General features: G+C 69.1%; 13 protein-coding genes. 4 read left to right on the plus strand and 9 right to left on the minus strand.

Going from position 1 to position 19676, the window contains the following annotated elements:
- From HR086_RS49805 to HR086_RS29750, 6 genes are all read right to left on the minus strand, one after another.
- A partial coding sequence (locus HR086_RS49805) for a MerC family mercury resistance protein (RefSeq protein ID WP_373564371.1) occupies positions 1–102 on the minus strand: 102 nt, incomplete at its 3' end.
- Between the two features lie 44 nt (positions 103–146).
- Positions 147–1871 (minus strand): hypothetical protein, encoded by a 1725-nt coding sequence (locus tag HR086_RS29730; protein ID WP_174467326.1) that lies wholly within the window; start codon positions 1869–1871, stop codon positions 147–149.
- Positions 1843–2484: a hypothetical protein gene (locus HR086_RS29735; protein ID WP_174467327.1), complete on the minus strand. Its 642-nt coding sequence runs from the start codon at positions 2482–2484 to the stop codon at positions 1843–1845. The genes HR086_RS29730 and HR086_RS29735 overlap by 29 nt, the downstream gene beginning before the upstream one ends.
- Before the next feature lie 14 nt (positions 2485–2498).
- Positions 2499–2879, minus strand: coding sequence for a hypothetical protein (locus HR086_RS29740; RefSeq protein WP_141647053.1), 381 nt, complete (start codon positions 2877–2879; stop codon positions 2499–2501).
- Positions 2880–2962: 83 nt separating this feature from the next.
- The gene (locus HR086_RS29745; RefSeq protein WP_174455179.1) at positions 2963–3454 is read right to left on the minus strand and encodes a hypothetical protein; all 492 of its coding nucleotides are present in this window, start codon (positions 3452–3454) and stop codon (positions 2963–2965) included.
- 298 nt (positions 3455–3752) lie between these two features.
- Positions 3753–4187 carry a hypothetical protein gene (locus HR086_RS29750; RefSeq protein WP_141647051.1) on the minus strand — a complete coding sequence of 145 codons (435 nt, stop codon included), beginning with the start codon at positions 4185–4187 and terminating at the stop codon, positions 3753–3755.
- Between the two features lie 283 nt (positions 4188–4470).
- On the opposite strand from HR086_RS29750, the gene HR086_RS29755 reads away from it, so the two are divergent.
- The 3 genes from HR086_RS29755 (at position 4471) to HR086_RS29765 (ending at position 8039) form a co-directional block, all read left to right on the plus strand.
- Entirely contained in the window at positions 4471–5943 is a 1473-nt protein-coding gene (locus HR086_RS29755; RefSeq protein WP_174467328.1) for a hypothetical protein, read from the plus strand.
- Positions 5944–6039: 96 nt separating this feature from the next.
- Positions 6040–6750 carry a Bax inhibitor-1/YccA family protein gene (locus HR086_RS29760; RefSeq protein ID WP_141647049.1) on the plus strand — a complete coding sequence of 237 codons (711 nt, stop codon included), beginning with the start codon at positions 6040–6042 and terminating at the stop codon, positions 6748–6750.
- Between the two features lie 137 nt (positions 6751–6887).
- Positions 6888–8039: a lytic polysaccharide monooxygenase gene (locus tag HR086_RS29765; RefSeq protein WP_174462327.1), complete on the plus strand. Its 1152-nt coding sequence runs from the start codon at positions 6888–6890 to the stop codon at positions 8037–8039.
- 74 nt (positions 8040–8113) lie between these two features.
- Here the strand turns inward: HR086_RS29765 and HR086_RS29770 are convergent, their stop codons facing one another.
- Positions 8114–8455 carry a ferredoxin gene (locus HR086_RS29770; RefSeq protein ID WP_141647047.1) on the minus strand — a complete coding sequence of 114 codons (342 nt, stop codon included), beginning with the start codon at positions 8453–8455 and terminating at the stop codon, positions 8114–8116.
- Between the two features lie 605 nt (positions 8456–9060).
- On the opposite strand from HR086_RS29770, the gene HR086_RS29775 reads away from it, so the two are divergent.
- Positions 9061–11850, plus strand: coding sequence for a vitamin B12-dependent ribonucleotide reductase (locus HR086_RS29775; protein WP_174467329.1), 2790 nt, complete (start codon positions 9061–9063; stop codon positions 11848–11850).
- A 92-nt stretch (positions 11851–11942) separates the two neighbouring features.
- Here HR086_RS29775 and HR086_RS29780 read toward each other — a convergent pair whose 3' ends face one another.
- Both HR086_RS29780 and HR086_RS29785 read right to left on the minus strand, forming a co-directional pair.
- Positions 11943–13853, minus strand: a complete 1911-nt coding sequence (locus HR086_RS29780; RefSeq protein WP_254626520.1) for a DUF4185 domain-containing protein — start codon at positions 13851–13853, stop codon at positions 11943–11945.
- 285 nt (positions 13854–14138) lie between these two features.
- Positions 14139–15104, minus strand: coding sequence for a general secretion pathway protein GspE (locus HR086_RS29785; protein WP_174467331.1), 966 nt, complete (start codon positions 15102–15104; stop codon positions 14139–14141).
- Between the last annotated feature and the right edge of the window lie 4572 nt (positions 15105–19676).

Raw genomic sequence — 19676 nt, forward strand, 5'->3', positions numbered from 1 at the left:
CTCCCCGCCCAACCACCGCGCCGCCGCCGCGGGCAAGAGCCCGAGCACGGCGGGGAGCACCACGCAGTGGACGACACACAGCGCGGAGAGCAGCTGCCCCACCCCATCCCAACGCGAGGGCGCGGCGAGACTTCGTTCCAAGGAACTCAACAGGACACCTTCTCCAACGGGCGGAAATCAGGAGGCACCGGGAACGGAGCCTCGGTCGTGTGGACCAGTCGCAGGATGCGGCCACGCCCGTCGACATACGTCCGCGCGCGCCGCAGCTCCGGCAGGTGCGCGTCCGCGTCACGCCACCGGTCGAGGAAGGAATTGAAGTCCTGCACCGCCAGGACCCTGTCTCCCAGGGCCGCCCGCGCCTCGGCCAGGAGCAGACGGAAGTGACCGCAACCCGGTCGCGCAACCACCAGGGCCCGGGCCAGCTCCAGCGCCTTCTCCTCGCGCTCACCGCGCAGCCGGGCTCTCGCCAGCGTCTCTCGCGCGGGGCGGGAGAACGGCGCGGGCCCCGACGCCCGAAGCCGGCGCTCCATGCGCCACGCTCGAATCAACGTGGCCTCCGCGCGGCCTCCATCTCCCCGCCGTGCCTCCAGCGAGCCACGCAGCTCGTTCTCCGCCACCTCGAGCACCCGCGCGACATCGCGAGGGCACAGCGCGCGTCCCTCCGAGCGCCGCACCTCGGACAGCGATGGCTGCAACTGCTCGAGCGCCACGCATGCACGCTCCACGTCCGACAGCCGTCCCCCATCCAGCGCGTTGATGCCCCGCGTATACAGTCGGACACCGTCGCGAAGGACACGCTCGGCGGTGGTGAGCTCGCCGGCGAACTCCAACTGCACATCCGCCGCCGCTCGACAGAATCCGAAGCGCAGGTGCGTGGCCACCAGCGTGGTCGCCGCGAACAGCAGCGCCTGCGGCTCGCCTCCGGCCGACTCCACGCGCTGACGCAGCCGCCGCGCCCACGTCTGCGCGTCGCTGTACTGCCCCGCTTCCGCGCAGCCCTGGCTCAGCAGCCGCATGGCCAGCTCCGCGCAAGGCGCGAAGACAGCGGGCAGCGACTCCCTCGCGAGGTACACGTCATCCGCCTCCACCGCGGCCTCCAGCACGCGGTAGGCGGCGTCCGTCTCGCCCAGCCGGCCCAGCAGTCGTCCCGAGGCCAGCAGCGCGAAGCTGGCTCCCGGCGCGAGCTTCGGCAGTCGCAGCGCGCTCTCCCGTGCCGCTTCAGGCCGGGCACTCGGGAGCATGGTGCTGACCCAGGCGAAGTGGACGCCGGAGTGGTCGGGGTTCGTGCGCAGCAGCTCGCGCAGCATCACCTGCGCATAGGGCTGCCCCTGGCCAGGACGCCCATCTGGCTCGTAGCCATCCGCCAGGAAGCCGGCCAGCAACAGCCGCGCCTCGGAGTCCTCCGGATAGCGGTCGACCAGGCTCTCCATCTCCCGCACGAAGGCGTGGCGCCCGTTCGACGGGCCCTTCTCCGCGAGCAGGCTGGCCGCGACGATGTAGCGCTGTTCGACATCCGGCAGCCCCTCGCTCAACGCGAGCGCTCGGGCCATCGCGTCGGCCCGAGCAGCGGCGAAGCGCGCTCCAGCCCCCCGCGTCAGCGCCAGGCCCCACCACGCCATGGCCAGCTCCGGGTCCAGCCGGGCCGCCTCCGCGAAGGAGCGACGCGCCTCCGGGCCCCAGCCCAGGTGCAGCAGGCTCAAGCCCTGGTCGAAGTAGGCCTGCGCCAGCGGCACACGCGTGCTCACCTTCAGGTGAGATGTGCCCAGCCCCTCGCGAAGCGGCGGTCGAGGAAGCGCCTCATCCGCGACGTCCTCCCAGGCGGCCTGGACGTAGACGGATGGCTCATCGTTGCGAAGCAGTCGCGACAGCATGATGTCCTCCCAGTGCCCCGGAAGCCGAGGCGCCACAGGCGTTGAAACCCAAATCCAGTGAGCGGATGCGCGTGCCGAGCCGCCACCACGCGGCGGCCAGCGTCTCTGGTGGAACAGCGGGCGCCTTGCGCCGAGCCGCCACACAGACGCGCCTCCATTCGAGTCCCACTTCCCGGGTCACCCAGTCTTCGTGCCCGGCGAACCACTCGGCGAGCCCCGCCAGACTCCGACGGACCTCGCGTCGCTCCTCCACGGTGGCGGGAGCGCGCCACGTGCCCAGCTCACAGGCCCGGTACGTCGGACCCGACGGGGCACGCTCCAGCCAGCGAGGGGTGAAGCCGTCCCGTGGGACGAAGACGGCCTGACCGCACTCGCACAACGCGCCGAAGCCCCACAGCGACAGACGACCTCCGTCCGGCAACGCGACGGAGTACGCGCTTTGACCTTCCACCCCCTCGGGCCGCGCGTGGCGGACGAGGCCGCGACGCATGAGGAGGTTGCCCTCCGGGCAGAGCACGTCCTGCCCGAGACACCACAAGGTGACGTCGAACAACCGGTCCGCGTCCCGATGGACGTCGTGAGGGAGAATCGGTAGGGCTTCGGCGATGGACATGCGGGCCTTTCGACTCAGCTCGCGGACTTCTTCGCGGGGCCGGAGCGAACGGCGACCTCGCCGAACAGGGCCTTGGGGTCCACCGCGCCGCTCCCCTTCTTCGAGAGCACCGCGTTGATGGCCCGCACCAGCTTGCCGCGCACCCGACGCGGCAGCGGCTGGTCCGCGAGCGCCGCCTGGAGCTGCTGCCCGCTCACGCCCCTGCCACTCTTCGGCTTGGCGAGCGACAGCTCCGTGTAGCTCTTGCCCTGCGTGTCCTTGTTGCGCCGCTTGTCGGAGCGCTTGCGCTTGAGCGTGCGGTCCGTTTCGGCCTGGGCCTCCAACTGGCGCGACAGGCGCAGCAGCGTGTCGGAGGCAATCTGCTTCTCGGTCAGGAACTGCTGAAAGGCTCCCATGGTCTTCGTCTCCAGGAGGGGCCGGCACGAAGCCGGCCCCGAATTCAGGGTGAAGCGCCGGGGCACCCGCCCCGGGCTCGCGGCTAGTGCTCGTGGCCCTCGTGCGACGCCTCCTCGATGACGAGGTTGACGGACGCCGCGGACGTGGGGCCGAAGGTGAAGGTGTGCGTGCCGACCGTCAGCGGGACGACGTGCCGTCCCTTGATTTCGGTGCACGTCTCGGAGCTCTTGGTGCTCTCCTCGATTTCCACCGCCGCGCCGCTGCCGTTGGTGATGGAAACGGGGACGTCCGCGCTGGTGTAGAGGACGTAGTCCGTGGCTTCCGACGCGGCGAAGGTGACGGAGCCCGTGCGGCCGCCCGAGCCATCCACCAGGGTGATGTCGTAGCGGCGGTGGTCGTTGGCCACCAGCGGAGGCGTGCCCGTGGTGGTGGCGAGGATGGGGACGGCAGGACCCTCGCGCAGGTGCTCGCACCCCTCGACGTCAACGGGCTCCTCGGGCTCCTCGTCGTCGCCGCAGGCGGCGGACAGGAGCGCGGTGGACATCAGGAGGGCGGCCAGAAGCTTCTTGTTCATGTGTGTAGCTCCACGTGGATGGACAGCAGGTCCCCAGCCACCAACGCCGCCACGGACCCCACCGGTGAAGGCGGAGCCAGAACGGACACCGGAGGCGGGGTGGGAATCGCGCGGAACACGCGCGACACGGGGGCGAGAGCGTGCACGCAGGGGAAACGGGCCATCCGGCGGCGCGTCGCGCGACCGCTGACGCACGGCTCCATTTCCTGGAACCGGACGTCAGTCAGTGGCCACGGACCGCGGCCTTCTCACGGCGTGACTGTGCCGGTGGCGAGGGACGCGTACCCTGGGTGATGGCTCAGGCGCGAGGCGGAGAGGCCTTGGGGGCCAGATGCAGCCGGGCGACAGGCTCCGCATGGAAGCGGAACACCGCCAGCGCCGGCGCGGAACGGGTGGGCACCCGGGTGAGGACGGGGCTGCCCTCCACCGGAGGCGGGGCCTCCCGGCGGATCAACGTGTGAAGACAGTGCGCCTCGGCGCCATGGCCCGGAGGAGCATCCTCACGGGAGGCGAGCCGGACGTCGTCGAAGGACTCCTCGACGACAGGCGCCAGGTGCGAGCCACCCTCCTCCACGTGGACCACTTCCCCATGCTCCAGACACGTCGCGTGCTGGACCAGGGCGAAGTGCAGCACGTTCCCCATGTACGCCAGCGCACACACGGCCACGAGCGGCAGCGCCAGCAGGCGCGACCGGGCGAGACACGAAGGCGTTGGGCGAAGAGAGCGGCTCACGTGAAGGGATTTCCGGCGGTAAACGCAATGCGGTTGTAAGCCAGACGGAGCGCGCGTGCAAGTCATACGGAATCACACACATCACTCCGTGCCCCCGCACGCGGCGAGTGTCTCCACCGACGTCACACGAGGGCGTGGAGCCTCCGGCCGGCGAACGGGCGGGCCGCTGAGTCGGGGCACCACCGCGTCCAGGGGACTCGCGCCGATGGACGGTGGGCCCCTCGGAGAATAGGTTCGCCAGCTCCCGGGCTCGTCCCGGGCAAGCCGAGGGACAGAAATACCCGTGCAAGAGCTCATCGACGTGCTGCGACACCAGGCACGCCACTTCGCGCCCGAGCTGTCACAGCTCGCCTACAAGCGGGGTCTGGCGGTGACGCAGCTGGACGGCACCACCCGCCCCATCCCCATCACCGCGACGCCCGTCATCCTCGACGCCGCGGAGATCCGCCGTCGCGCGGAGCTGTCCGCGCGCCTGTCCTCCGCCACGGTGAAGATGGCACGCGCCACGCTCGAGGGGCCCGACGCCCAGGAGCTGCTGGGCGCCCTGTCCCCGCTCGAGCGAACGCTCGCCGAGCGCACGTGGCGGCAGTCCGCGCGACTGGCCACCACCCGCGTGGACTACTTCGTGTCGGGCGGGAAACCCTGGGCGCTGGAGGTCAACGCGACCATCCCAGCCATGCAGGGCTATTCGGACATCGCGGCCCGCTCGTTCATCGAGGTGGTGGCCCGGCACTTCCGCTATCCGGAGAAGGCCCTCGCCTCGCTGCTGGCCCTCAACGGCAGCAACGCGCTGGCGCTGTACCGAGCCCTGCTGGACGGCTACGCGGCCGAGCGCCCCGGGAAGTTCCCGGACACGGTGGCCCTGCTGTGTCGCCGCAACGACGCGCAGATCTCCGAGCTGCGCTGGCTGTGTGAGCGCTTCCGCGAGATGGGCGCGGACGCGGACCTGGTGCACCCGGACGAGGTCTCCGGCGACGACGCCTTCGAGGTGCGCGGCAAGAAGTACGACCTCGTCTATCGCCACCTCTTCGTGCGGCGGCTGGAGCAGACACCGTCCCCGTGGGTGGAGGACTTCCTGGGCACGGTGCCCGGCAAGAAGGCCGTGTTCCTCAACCCTCCCGCCTCGCAGGTGGAGGTGAAGTCCACCTTCGCGCGGCTGTCCCAGGCGCTCGCGGAGCCCGCGCTCGCCGAGGCCGCGGGCCTCACCGCCGAGGAGCTGGAGGCCGTGCGCACCTCGGTTCCCTGGACGCGCATCTTCAAGACCGGCCCCGCCTCGGGCCCGGACGGAGGGCAACTGGACGACCTGGTCGCCGAGGTGGCGAGGACGCCCGCTCGCTTCGTGCTCAAGCGGGCCTGGGACTATGGCGGCAAGGCCGTCTTCATCGGTCGCTCGGTGGGCACGGTGCCCTACACGGAGCGCGTGACGGCCGCGTATGGCGAGCTGCTGGGCTGGCCGGAGCTGTGCGCCCGCGCCGCGGCGGACCCGACGGGCGGCGGGTTCGTGGTGCAGGAAATCGTGGACTCTCCCCCGGAGGACCACCTGCTCTGCGAGCCGAACGGTACGGTGTTCCCCGCATCGTTCTTCGTGGACTACTCGGCGTACGCCTCCGTGGGGCTGGAGAAGCAGCCTGCCTGGGGGGGCGTGTGTCGGGGCTCCCTGGCGGAAATCGTGAATATCGTGGGCGGCGGCGGCGTGCTGCCACTCATCACCACCGAGGTCGCCTCGAAGCTTTTGCTCGCGTGGAAGGCGATTTAAGGGAAGCGTCCTACGGGGTCCGCGCACGCCCCGGGTGAAGACGCTATAAGCAGTGGCGCCGCCGGGCTGAAGCTCCGGCGCGAAAGGATACGGTTCATGGCCTGGGAAACTTCCGGATGGCAGACGGCCGAGAGCGACTCGGTCAACTCCGTGCTGGTGCAGGAGTCGAAGCGCGCGTTCATGACGCGCGTGCATGGGTGGATGTTCGCGGGGCTGCTCGTCACCGGCGTGATGGCCATGGCGACGCTGAGCAACGAGGCGCTTTTGCGCACGGTCATCAACTGGCGCCTGGGATTGTTCGGCGTGCAGCTTGTCGCGGTGCTCGGGCTGTCGTTCCTCGCGCCGCGCCTGTCGGGCCCGGTCGCCGCGGCGCTGTTCCTCGGCTACTCCGCGCTCACGGGGATGACCCTCTCCGTCATCTTCCTCATCTACACGGCAGGCAGCATCGCCCAGGCGTTCTTCCTGACAGCGGGCGTCTACGGCGCCATGGCCATCTACGGCACCGTCACGAAGAAGGACCTGAGCGCGTGGGGTACCTTCCTCTTCATGGGCCTCATCGGCGTGGTGCTGGCCGGCGTCGTCAACATCTTCGTGCGCAGTGACATGGTGTCCTTCGTCGGCGCCTGCGCGGCCGTGCTCGTCTTCTCCGGCCTGACGGCGTACGACACCCAGAAGCTGCGGGAGATGCACGCCAACACCGGCTACAGCAGCGCCGCCACGGTGAGCATCGTCGGCGCGCTGACGCTGTACCTGGACTTCATCAACCTGTTCCTCGCCATCCTCCGGCTGCTCGGTCGCCGTCGGTAGTCGGCCAGTCAACAGTTCCAGCCTTACGAAGCGGCGGCGCGTTCCCACCCGGGTCGCGTCGCCGCTTTTCGTTTTCGAGCGTTGACCCGATTTCCAGCCTTCTTTCCTCCATCCATGGGCACAGGAGGAAACCCGCAATGTTCAGGCCCCTCGCGTCATCACTCGTCGTGCTGTCCCTGCTGTCCGCCAGTCTGGCGTCAGCGCACGGCTCCATGGAGGTCCCCCTCAGTCGCGTCTACAGCTGCTTCAAGGAAGGTCCGGAGTCGCCCAAGTCCGCGGCGTGCAAGGCCGCCATCCAGGCCGGTGGCACGCAGGCGCTCTACGACTGGAACGGCGTGCGGCAGGGCGCGGCCAACGGCCGGCACCGCGAGCTCATCGCCGACGGCAAGCTTTGCAGCGCCGCCAACGAGAGCCACAAGGGCCTGGACCTGGCTCGCACGGACTGGCCCGCGACGCTCATCGCCCCGGACTCCAGCAACCGCTTCGAGTTCGTCTTCCACGCGACGGCGCTGCACGCGACGTCCTACTTCCATCTCTACGTCACGAAGGAAGGCTACAACCCGGCGCTGCCGCTGAAGTGGTCCGACCTGGAAGCCACCCCCTTCTGCACGCTGACGGGGAACGCCCTGCAGTCGAACAACCGCTACCGCTTCACGTGCCCCTTCCCGCAGGGGCGCACGGGGCAGCACGTCATCTATGCCATCTGGCAGCGCTCCGACAGCCCGGAGGCCTTCTACTCCTGCAGCGACGTGAAGTTCAGCAACACGCCGCCGCCGCCCACGTCGTGGAAGGAGCTGGGCGCGGTGCAGGCCCGCGAGGACCTGCCGGCCCGGAGCAAGGTGACGCTGCGCCTGTTCAACAGCGGCGGAGGTGACGCGGAGACGCACCCGCTCCAGCTCGACTCGGCCACGCCCGCGGCCACGTGGATGTACCTGCTGGCCCAGCGGGTGAACGCCAGCTCCAGCCGCGTGCAGGTGGGCGAGCTGCAATCCACGGGCGTCGTCAACCCCGTCAACAGCGCCACCGGAAACCGCGTCTACTCGCGCGAGGCGAGCGACACCTTCCAGCTCGATATCGAGAAGCCCACGGGCGGTGGCGGAGACCCCGCGCAGTACACGTACCCGAATGGCATCTCCAACTACGTGGCGGGAACGCTCGTCCAGGGCACGAACGGGAGCATCTACCGCTGCAAGCCCTTCCCCTACTCCGGCTGGTGCCAGGGCTCGGCGCCGTACTACGCCCCGGGCACCGGCAGCCACTGGGGCGACGCATGGGAGTTCGTGCGCTGAAGCGGACGTCCGCTGTCACGACGTGAGCCCGCACGCGGGCCGCGACACACCCGAGGGCGGGGAGCCGACAGTCGTCAGCTCTCCGCCTTCTCCTTGCGCGCGAAGGGCATCACCAGCCGCGCCACGGGGCGGCCCTGCATCAGGTGCTCCTCGACGATTTCGGGCACGTCCTCCACCTTCACTCCGCCGTACCAGGTGCCCTCCGGGTAGACGACCACGGAGACGCCAAAGGAGCAGGTGTCGAGGCACCCGGCCGCGTTGGCGCGCATCCGTCCCTTCACCCCGCGCTTGTCGAGCTCCGCCTTGAAGGCCGCGCGCACCTCCTCCGCGCCCTTGGAGGCGCAACAGCCCTTGGGATTCCCATCCGGGCGGCGGTTGGTACAGACGAAGACGTGGCTCTGGAACGGAGGAGGCATGAGCGCCTCCTAACGCGCTGGTTCCCCGAAATCGACCCCCACCTGTCCGCCGGACAACGGACCGAACAGGCGGGCAGATGACGAATCGGGACGTCGCCCCTAGCCAGCTACAGGGATGATGCACAGACTTTCAGCAAACGTCCCCCAGTGATCACGCTCGTTTGCATCGGAGTGACGCTACATGCCTCGCCAGCTGTTATCAGCAAACGTAGAGTCCCCCTTGACTTGGCGCGGAAAAGGCCCCGAATCTGCCCCTCCTGGCTGGTCGTGCTACAGGCCGCTACGCCTTTCCCCCGCACCGAGGCTCGCCGGCGGAGCCACATTTAGTAGTGTGTGCGACACTTCCCAGCACTACTAGTGGGGTCAGTGCTGTTCTTGATCAGCCGCCCCCAAACGCGTATTGATCCGGCCGCCTGGCCAGCGGCCAGGCAATCTCCCCATCTGCGGTCCGGGGCTCGAGCCCCGCCACGAAACACTTCGCGAGTCCACTCCGGAGTCGTCCACGGCTGTCCGCGTGACGTCCCTGGAACCTTCGGAATCTCGCGCCCTTAGCGTTTCGCAAATTTTGCATCACAACCCAGAGTGTATTTTTGGAGGGTGGCGACATGGAGAAGGAGCTGAGTGCGAAGCCCCTGGTGAGCGGGAAGGAGCGGCGGGCGAGTCGCGGCAAGGCGAAGGTCGCCGCGACGGGGCTGAGCGTGGAGCGCTACTTCACGACGCCTGGAGTGGACCCGGCGGACGAGCTGGCGTGGGAGTACCGCAGCGCGAGCATCACCGGTGAGGACGGCAAGGCGGTCTTCGAGCAGAAGAACATCGAGGTCCCCCGCTCCTGGTCGATGCTGGCGACGAACGTGGTGGCGTCGAAGTATTTCCGGGGCACGCCGGGGACGGATGAACGTGAGACGAGCGTGCGCAAGCTGGTGGCGCGCGTGGTGGACACCCTGTCCCGCTGGGGCGTGGAGGGGGGTTACTTCTCCGCCGAGACGGACCGCGAGACGTTCCACGCGGAGCTGACGCACCTGCTCTTGCGGCAGAAGGCCTCGTTCAACTCGCCGGTCTGGTTCAACGTGGGCGTGGAGGCGCAGCCGCAGTGCTCGGCGTGTTTCATCAACAGCGTGGATGACTCCATGGAGTCCATCCTCACGCTGGCGCGCACGGAGGGCATGCTCTTCAAGTACGGCAGTGGCACGGGCAGCAACCTGTCCACCATCCGGGGCAGCAAGGAACTCCTGGCGGGCGGCGGCACCGCGTCCGGGCCGGTGTCGTTCATGCGCGGCTTCGACGCCTTCGCCGGCGTCATCAAGAGCGGCGGCAAGACGCGGCGCGCGGCGAAGATGGTCATCCTCAACGCGGACCATCCGGACGTGCTCGAGTTCATCCGGTGCAAGTCGAACGAGGAGAAGAAGGCCTGGGCGCTCATCGAGGCCGGGTATGACCCGTCGTTCAACGGCGAGGCGTACGCGTCGGTGTTCTTCCAGAACTCGAACAACTCGGTGCGCGTCACCGACGACTTCATGAAGGCCGTGGTGGCGGACGGGCCGTGGCAGACGCGCACGGTGCGCGAGGGCCAGCCGCTGGAGACCTTCCGGGCAAGGGACCTGTTCCGCGAAATCGCCGAGGCCGCGCACCTGTGCGGCGACCCGGGGATGCAGTTCGACACGACGGTGAACCACTGGCACACGTGCGCGGGCACGGCGCGAATCAACGCGTCCAACCCGTGCTCGGAGTACATGTTCCTGGACGATTCGGCGTGCAACCTGGCGTCGCTGAACCTGATGCACTTCCGCGACATCGCCGGCGACTTCGACGTGCCCGCCTTCAAGCACGCGGTGGACGTGCTCCTCCTGGCGCAGGAGATCATCGTCGGCTTCTCGCGCTACCCCACCGAGCGCATCGGCAAGAACAGCCACGACTACCGGCCGCTGGGGCTGGGCTTCGCGAACCTGGGCGCGCTGCTGATGGCGTCGGGCCTGCCGTATGACTCCGACGCGGGCCGCAACTACGCGTCCGCCATCACCTCGCTGATGTGTGGCGAGGCGTACGCGATGAGCGCGCGCATGGCGGAGAAGCAGGGTCCGTTCGCTGGCTACGCGAAGAACGCGGAGCCGATGCTGGGCGTCATCCGCAAGCACCGCAAGGCGGCGTACAACGTCCCCGCGCAAGGCGTGACGGCGGAGCTGCACGCGGCGCAGAAGGCGGCGTGGGACGTGGCGCTGGCGCTCGGCGAGGTGCACGGCTTCCGCAACAGCCAGGTGACGGTGCTGGCGCCCACGGGGACCATCGGCTTCATGATGGACTGCGACACCACGGGCATCGAGCCCGACATCGCGCTCATCAAGTACAAGAAGCTGGTGGGCGGCGGGATGCTGAAGATCGTCAACCAGACGGTGCCGCAGGCGCTGGAGAAGCTGGGTTATCCGCAGACGCAGGCCCAGGACATCATCAGCGCCCTGGACAAGGCGGACACGATTGAAGGCGCACCGCATCTGAAGTCCGAGCACCTGGCGGTGTTCGACTGCGCGTTCAAGCCGGCGAAGGGCTCACGCAGCATCCACTGGATGGGCCACATCCAGATGATGGAGGCGTGCCAGCCGTTCCTCTCCGGAGCCATCTCCAAGACGGTGAACATGCCGGCGGACTCGACGGTGGAGGACATCGAGAAGGCCTACATGGAGTCGTGGAAGCGCGGCCTGAAGGCGGTGGCCGTGTACCGCGACGGGTGCAAGCGCACGCAGCCGTTGAACACGTCGAAGGAGACGGTGAAGGACACGCGCAAGGCCCCGGTGGCCGCCGTCGTCGAGCCCGCGGTGAAGCCCGAGCCTCGCGCGGTGCGGCGCCGGCTGCCGGACGAGCGGCGCTCCATCACCCACAAGTTCTCCATCGGCGGCCATGAGGGTTACCTCACGGTGGGCATGTACGAGGACGGGACGCCGGGTGAGCTGTTCATCGTCATGGCGAAGGAGGGCTCGGTGGTCAGCGGGCTGATGGACAGCTTCGCGACCAGCATCTCCCTGGCGCTCCAGTACGGCGTCCCGCTGAAGGTGATGGTGGACAAGCTGAGCCACACGCGCTTCGAGCCGAGCGGCTTCACGGGCAACCCCGCCATCCCCATCGCCAAGTCCATCACCGACTACATCTTCCGGTGGCTGGAGCTGAAGTTCCTGCCGAACGAGGACGCGGTCGAGGACGCCATCCTCGCCCCAGCGGACGCGCCGGCGACGCAGCCCGCCCTGCCCGCGCAGGTGACGTCGCTGTCGCTCCCCGCGCAGAACACTCGCGCGACGTGGCTCAACCAGGCGGACGCCCCGCCCTGCCACACCTGCGGCGCCATCATGGTGCGCAGCGGCGCTTGCTATAAGTGCGGCAACTGCGGAGCCACCAGCGGCTGCAGCTGAAGCCGTCGGACGCGGACTTCCGTGAAGGACGACAAGGGCTCCGGGACCATGCGTTCCGGGGCCCTTGCCATGTGCGGTGTACCGCGCGGGCGTCAGTCCCGGGTCAGCGTGACATCGTCCACCTGGATATAGGTGTCCGTGCCGGACGCCCACAGGCCCGCGAACAGCTCCACCGAGTGGTTGGCGCCCGAGTCGAAGCTCACCGAGAGCTGTGTGTAGCCCGACAACGGTTGGGTGTAGTGGACCTCGGAGAGGACGGGGCCGCCCCTCGGCAGGCGGGCACCGAAGTAGCCGTCGTTGTGCGCGCCGGACGTGCGCACCCAGCCCTTCAGCGTGTAGCGCGTGTGGGGCGTCACGGCGGCCTCCTGCTTGATGGCATGCCAGCCCTGCGTGCCCCGGGCCCAGGCGTTGTTGGCGCCCGTCCGCGCGAAGCCCGCGCCCCGGTCGATTCCGGCGTTGCCGTCCGCGTACCAGGGCGACGTCGCGCTCGTGGACGCCTGCTGCTCGAAGCCCGCGTGCGCCACCAGGTTGGTGCCCCGCTTGAGGCTCACGTCATCGAGTTGCAGCCAGGTGTCTTCGGTCGCCCAGAGGCCTCCGTACACCTCGACGATGGCGTTTGGGCCGGAGTTGAAGGTGACGACCTGCTCCGTGTACGCCGGCAGAGAGGCGAAGGCGCGCTCACCGAGGATGGGGCCATTGCCGGGGCCGCGTGCTCCGAAGTAGCCCGTCGTGTTGTTCGCGGACGTGCGGACCCAACCCCGAAGCGTGTAGTCGGTGTGCGGCTGAACGACGACGCTCTGCTTCAGCGCGTTCCAACCGGAGTCGTAGCGCACGAAGCCGTTGTCCTGCCCGGTGCGCGCCTGACCGACGTTGCGGTCCACGCCGGCATTGCCCACCGGGTACCAGGGCGCCGTCACGGGGGTAGCGGACTGGGACTCGAAGCCGGGCTCGGAGAGGAGGTTGTCTCCGTCCGCGTCCGCCACGAGCGTCGCTCGCATCAGGAAGGTGTTGTACGGCGTCCACTGGGACATGACGAAGTAGAGGCTCGTCGCCGTGCTGCCCCACGGGTGGATGAACGCGTTGTAGAGGCCCGGGAACTGACTGCCGAGGGCGAGGATCTTCTCACCGCTCCACGGCCCCACAGGCGTTCCCGCGTCCCGCATGACGGCTGCCTGCCGGTGCTCGTTCAGGTACGTCATGAGGAACCGGCCGAGCGCCGCGTTGTACGAGACGGACAGCTCTCCCGCGATGCCGATGGCCACGGGTTGGGATGCGGCCTGGGACACAGCCCAGCCGTTGCCGTCCCAGTAACGGTAGGCGTTGATATCGAGGAGCGCGCCCTCGGGCACCCGGGCGAGGTGGACGTTGCCGTAGCGTCCGTTCGGCGTACCGTACAGGTAGACGAACCCACCATTCTTGACGAGCGCGGCCATCTGGAAGTTGTTCGTCCAGGAGGCGTTGTTCCACCAGCGCGCGTTCGCGTGCTTCACCCACGTCTGTCCGTTGTCGTCCGAGTACGCGAGGCCCGAGTAGTTCGTGTACCACCGGCCCGCTTCGCCCCAGTGGTGGATGGACATGTAGTGGATGAAGTGGCGCGAGCCCACCGTGACGCCCGCCGTGGGGATGACTGTGATTTCGTCGTTGTTGATCTTCTTCGAGGGGAGGACCTCCTTCGCGTGCCGGGCGTAGTCCTGGACCATCGAGGAGAAGGTGAGCCCATCCGCGAGATTCGTATCGGACGAGCGCGCGAGGACATTGCTCCGCCAGCCCGTCCCACACCCGCCATTGCCACACCACCCCGCGCCGAACGTGTCACCGAAGAGGACGAAGACCTCTCCCCCACCCTTGTCCCAGACAATGCCAAGGTCCGTCCCATACACCTCGTGATTCGCGTGGGTCTGATTGGGATTGGGGAGGAATTCACCGGCGGGAGTGGCCCCCGTCACCCGGGAGACCTTCGTCACGCCTGTCGGAGTCACGGCTCCGGCGGCGCCCGTGTACATCCAGGCAAGGATCCATACGGCTCGGTGCAACGACGACCACTCCCAGGGCTGCTCGCGACTCATCGTGCGTCTCCGCCTCTCTGGTTCGTCTCGATGCGTTCAGGACATCCGTGCCGGGGGAACACAAGCCCACCGACCCGGCCGGCGCATCCAAGCACAGACAGACGGACAGACAGGCCATGGTGACCACGCCTCGGCGCACGGATGAACGCTTCGTCAGGTGTGGAGCATCGAGGGAGCGCGAGGCCCGTGGACGACGGACCTCGCGCTGCACCGCGGCGTGGCTCAGTCCGCGCGGGACGCGGGGAGACGGTCGTAGACCTCCGACGCCTTGGCGGACACGCGCGACAGTTCATCGAGCGTCGTGGACGCCACGGGCGTTCCACCCGAGTCCGCGATGACGAAGGCCACGGGACGGCCACGGGCGCGAATCGGCACGACAAGCAGGCGCGACGACGGGCCGCCGAGCGCGGAGAAGATGGCCTCGTCTTGAGGACAGGTGGGAGTGTCGAAGCTGCTGGGCCCGAGCTGCTCCAGCGCGGACATCAGGAGCGACGGCGCTTCCAGGTCCACCTTGAGGGCGGAGACTTGAGGACTGTCGCATCCGGGCCCCCACGCATGTCCGACGCGCACGAGCCCGAAGCTCTCCCCCAACAGGAAGGCCCGCTGGAAACGTCCGGCGCAGTACGCGAGCAGCACCTTGCCGAGCACTCCCTGCGTCCCCACATCCTCCAGCGCCGTGAGCACCTGCTCCGCCGACACCGCGGGCCCCTCGCTCCCAGGAGCCACGGGGGCATCGGTCGTGGCCAGGAGCGCCCTCAACGCTTCCGACTGTTCACGCGCCTGGGGCTGCCAGGGCTGCTGAATGAAGTCCCAGGCGGAGGCGAGAGGCAGCTCACTCGCGGGAGCTGCTCGCTGCACCGTGCCGTCGAGGTCCACCGCGCGGTCTTCCCATGTGTTCTCCGCGACATGGCCGATGGTGCCGTTGCCCTCGGAGCCCTGCCACCCCACGAACTCCCAGGTCGAGGCGAGCTGCATGGGTGCGTCATCCGTGGCGGGCAGGTCATCGAGTTCGATGGGCGCGCGCCGCGTCACCGCGGGCTTGGGAGGCTCCAGGACCGCGGGCTCCGCGTTCGCCGCGCGGATCGCGTCCAGCGAGACCACGGTGCCCTCGGGGGACGGACTGGCCTCTCCCGAGGCCGCATCGTGGGACTCCCCCGTGGCGGCTCGTGCGGACTTGAAGTCGCCCACGGACGAGAGTGGTTCGGGGGCCCCGTACATGACAGCCGCGGCCGGGGAGGGAGCGCCTGGCGCCGGCTTGGACTCGGTGGCGGTGCTGGAATCAGGGAGGTTCGAGGCCGCTGCCTCAGGCTCCGTGACCGCACGCTGTGGAGAGACGTTGCCAGCCGGGAGTTCGCTCGCGGAATCACTTGTCCCGGTGACATCGCGCTGAGTCGTGGGCTCGACGCGTGTGGACTGCTCGCCGTGCGACGCGAGCAAGGCACCGGCGGCCTCCAGTTCGAGCGACTCGCCGGCATCCTCATCACCTGCGAGGCTTTTCGGCTGAATGGAGTCATCCGAGGTGGAGGGCCCGCGCGGGTCTGCGTCGCTCGGTCGCGACCTCACGAGCTTCCAGGGCTCGCCTTCGCTCGTGTGCCCTGTGCCTTGCGACTCCGCCGTGGAATCCGCTGAACTGGCGGGACGTGCGCTCTGCGTTGACGCGATTCCGGTATGAGCCGCCTCTTCGCTGGCGTCCAGGTAGGCGACGGACGTCGACTCCGAGGCGCCGGTGGGCGGCACGAACAGCGTGGATGGCTCCGTGCTGGATGAGGCCGGCTCGCTCGACGCGTCACTTGGCAGGTCGGCGGATGCCGAGATTCGAAGCCCTGTTTGGGGCGACCCATCGCCTGGGTCCTCCAAGGTTTGTGAAGTGGCCTCCGCGACCTCTTCGCTTCCTGGCGTTGAGTGGACTGGCGTCGGGTCGGTAGAGGTGCTCGAGGACGGAACCTCGGATGCGGCGACGCCGGACGCTTGGGCCAGCGACGTCTCGAATGAAACGTGCTCGCTGGACTCCCCCATGGCCGAGCGGAACTCGACCGTCGTCACGGCCTGGACTGGAGTCTCTTTGCTCGAAGCGACCCCTGGCGTGCTGGGCTCGGACTCCGCCGACTTGGGCGCAGCCTCTTCGAGTGCGCCCCCAGTCGACGTGCTGGCGGCAACCGTTCCGACTTCGGGGACATCATCATCCCGGGTTGCGAACGAGGACCTTGCGTCCTCGACCAGATCGAGGCCACTCGATGTCTGTGACTCGGACGTCACGACTTCGGTTGAGGTTTCCTCGGTCGCGGGAGTGGCCCGTGCTGGGACAGCAAGCGAGTGGACCTCTTCGAGCACGCTCGACGGCCCATGTTCGCCCTGTCCGACCTCAGCAGATGATTCAACGCCGTGGGCTTCTTCCTGAGAGACCGCAGGCATGTGCAGCGCCACTGAGCGGTCCAGCACGAGGGCTTCGCTTGTGACAAGCGCGGATGCATCCGGGACAGGCGCGAACTCTGGCACCATGACTTCGAGCGCCCCCACCGTCAGCGCGCTCGGCTCGAGTTCAAGCCCTGCTTGAAGGTCTGCGTTCGGACCGGTCGGCTCGGATGCAATGGCTCCGTGCACCACCGCTGTCGATGCACCTGGCTCGGACGAAAGGCCTGTCGGCGCGGATGTGGTCGAGCCTTCCGTCGCGAACGCAATGCCTCCGTGCAGCGTCCCCGTCGACTCCGGTGCGATGCCATCGTGCACGCTCGCCGACGCAGGCACATCAGCCGAGGCCCTGGCAGCAGTGCCTTCACGTGCGGCAAACACTGGCGCAGTGGTATCGCCCGCAGCTTCTTCGCTCGCGATGCTCCCTGACGTGGGCGCATCCGGCACTGCACCAGACACGTTCCATTCGCGCGCGGCATTCACGGGTGCAGCAACTTCGAATTTGAAACCCTCCCTCGTGATGCTCCACGACGTGGGCGGTTCCGTCACCGCACCGAACGCACTTCCTTCGCGCGCGGCATTCACGGGTGCAGCGACTTCGAATGTGGAACCTTCGCTCGCGATGCTCCACGACGTGGGCGCATCCGTCACTGCACCTGACACGCTCCCTTCCTGCGCGACATTCACGGGTGCAGTGACTTCGAATGCGGAACCTTCACTCGCGATGCTCCACGACGTGGGTCGCTCCGTCACCGCATCAGGAGCACTTCCTTCTTGCGCGCGCTCTACCGATGCAGAGAGAGCAAATGCACGGTCCTCGCTCGCTTGCCCCCACGACTCGGGCGCATCTGACAACGACTCCGACGCAGGCACTTCGCGCGCATCAGCGCCCCCTGCGTTCGCGGAAGCAGGTGCAGGCAGCCCGACCAATCCATCGCTCGCGAAAGGGGTGATTCCCGGTGCTGCGTCCGACACCGAGGGAACAGACTCCGTCGCCAGACGCGTTGAGCCTTCCCACCCAACTTCGAGCGGAACCGGCGCACCGGGAGACACCGGAATAATGGCGTCGAATCCATGCGGAGACGTTGGCGTCGCGCTCGACTGATCCAACTGTGCTGAGCCACCTCCCTCGAAGGGCGCCATTCCCTTCGGTGCCATACCCGGCGGCTGAGGCCCGGTGCTTCCCGGCGGTGTCGACCGCAGCAGTCCGGGCGATTGTGGCGACTCCGCCAACGAAGGCTGCACGCCCCCCGACGGGGTCGCGACGTGCGGGTGAGGTGGAACTCCAGGCTGCGGCGGACGCGCCATTCCTGGAGGAGGCGGGCCCACGGGGCCACTCGCCACCGAAGCCGGTCGTCCTCCAGCGGCCACATTCAGGCCCGGAGGAACCACTCCCTGTGGACCAGGGGCCGACGGAAGGCCCGTCCCTGATGGCGGCCTCGCGCCTGCCATTCCAGGAGGCACGGTGCCCGGAGGACCCGATACGGCGGGCATCCCTGCGCTCGAAGGCCGTGTGCCTGCTGCCATACCCGGCGGAATACCGCCCGGCGGCGCTCCTGCTCCCGCTGGCATGCCCGGCAGCACCGCACCATACGGCCCTGAACTCGCTGACATGCCCGGCGGAATCGCGCCCTGCGCTCCTGCTGGCATGCCCTGCGGCACTGCTCCCGCGGCCAGGCCCTGCGGAATCGCGCCCTGCGACGCGGCTCCTGCTGCCATGCCCGGTGACACCGCACTCGGCGGCACTGATCCCGCTGTCTGGCCCAGTGGCACCGCACCCGGCGGCGCTGCTCCCGCTGCCATGCTCGGCGGCACCACACCCGGCAGCGCTGCTCCTGCTGCCATGCCCAGCGGCACCGCACCCGGCGGCACCGCGCCCGCTGCCATGCCCGGCGGCACCGCGCCCGGCGGCCCTGAGACGGGCCGCGCACCCACGCCACCCATCCCTGGGGGAACAGCCCCCTGCGCTCCGGGCACCGTAGACATTCCCGCCCTCGATGGGGGTCGTGCCCCCATCATCCCGGGAGGAACGGTGCCTTGTGATCCTGGCGGCGGGGGGGCATTCGGGCCAGCGCTCTGCGGTCCCTGCGCTGACGGCATGCCCGGAGGCCGTGCCCCCATCATCCCCGGCGGAATCGGCGCACCTTGCGGGCCCGCGGGAACACTCGCCCCCGGTGGCGGCCGTGCTCCCGCCATCCCTGGCGGAACCGCTCCTTGGGGTCCAGCACTCGAACCACCAGGACCTTGCGGCCCCTGTATCGATGGCGTGCCCGTGCTCGACGGAGGCCGTGCTCCCGCCATCCCTGGCGGAACCGCTCCTTGTGCTCCCGGCGCCAGAGGGGCATTCGGGCCCGCAACGCCCTGTGGTCCCTGCGCTGACGGCATGCCTGTACTCGACAGAGGCCGTGTCCCCATCATCCCAGGGGGAACAGGGCCTTGAGGTCCCGCCCCCATGGGGATGCTCGCGACAACAACGCCCGGCGGGCCCTGCACCGAAGGCAGGCCCGTGCCCGACGGAGGCCGTGCCCCCATCATCCCCGGCGGAACCGCGCCAGGCACCGAAGTGACAACGCCCGCGCTCGATGGAGGCCGTGCCCCCGTCATCCCCGGCGGAACCGCGCCTTGCGGCCCTGGCACCGAGGGAACACCGGCAGTCGAGGGCCTCGTGCTCGCCGTTCCGGCAGGCACCGGTCCCGCGACGGCAGGAGTCCCCGTGGACGAAGGCGGGCGCACGCCCGGAGGCCCCATTCCCTGTCCTCCGGGAACCGGAGCCATTCCCGCTCCCGGAGAGGGCCTCGCGCCCGGCGCTCCCGCGACAACCTGCCCCGCGCCTTGCGGAATCGAGGGCAGGCCCGTCCCCGAAGGAGGCCGTCCACCCGGAGCGACCATCCCAGGAGGCACCGCCAGCTCGGCGAATGGTCCAGGCCCCGCTGGCCGCGCGGCACCCGCATTCACGGGAGCACCCGAAGGAGGCACTCCACCCGCCGGCACCAGAGGCTGAACTCCAGGTCCGCCTTGCGGCCCTACCGACGACGCGTCACTCACGCTCGGCCGCATCGATACTGCCTGCGGCCCCATCGACGACGCTTCACTCGCGCCCCGAACCACCGCGCCTCCAGGCGCAGCCGGCGGCCCCATCGTCGACGCCTCACTCGCGCCCGGCCGAACCGCCACGGCTCCAGGCGCGGCCGGCGGTCCCACCACGGACGCGGGCGGCCTCGCCCCCGCGCCTCCTGGGGCGCCAGCACCCGGCGCCCGGTTCAACCCAGGCGGCTGATGCGGAGACCACTGCCCTCCCGAGTGTCGCGAGACCATGCCGGGCGGCTGCGCGGCAATCCCTCCCTGCCCCTC

It is taken from the genome of Myxococcus sp. CA039A, from assembly GCF_013336645.1.
GTDB classification, from domain to species: Bacteria; Myxococcota; Myxococcia; order Myxococcales; family Myxococcaceae; genus Myxococcus; species Myxococcus llanfairpwllgwyngyllgogerychwyrndrobwllllantysiliogogogochensis.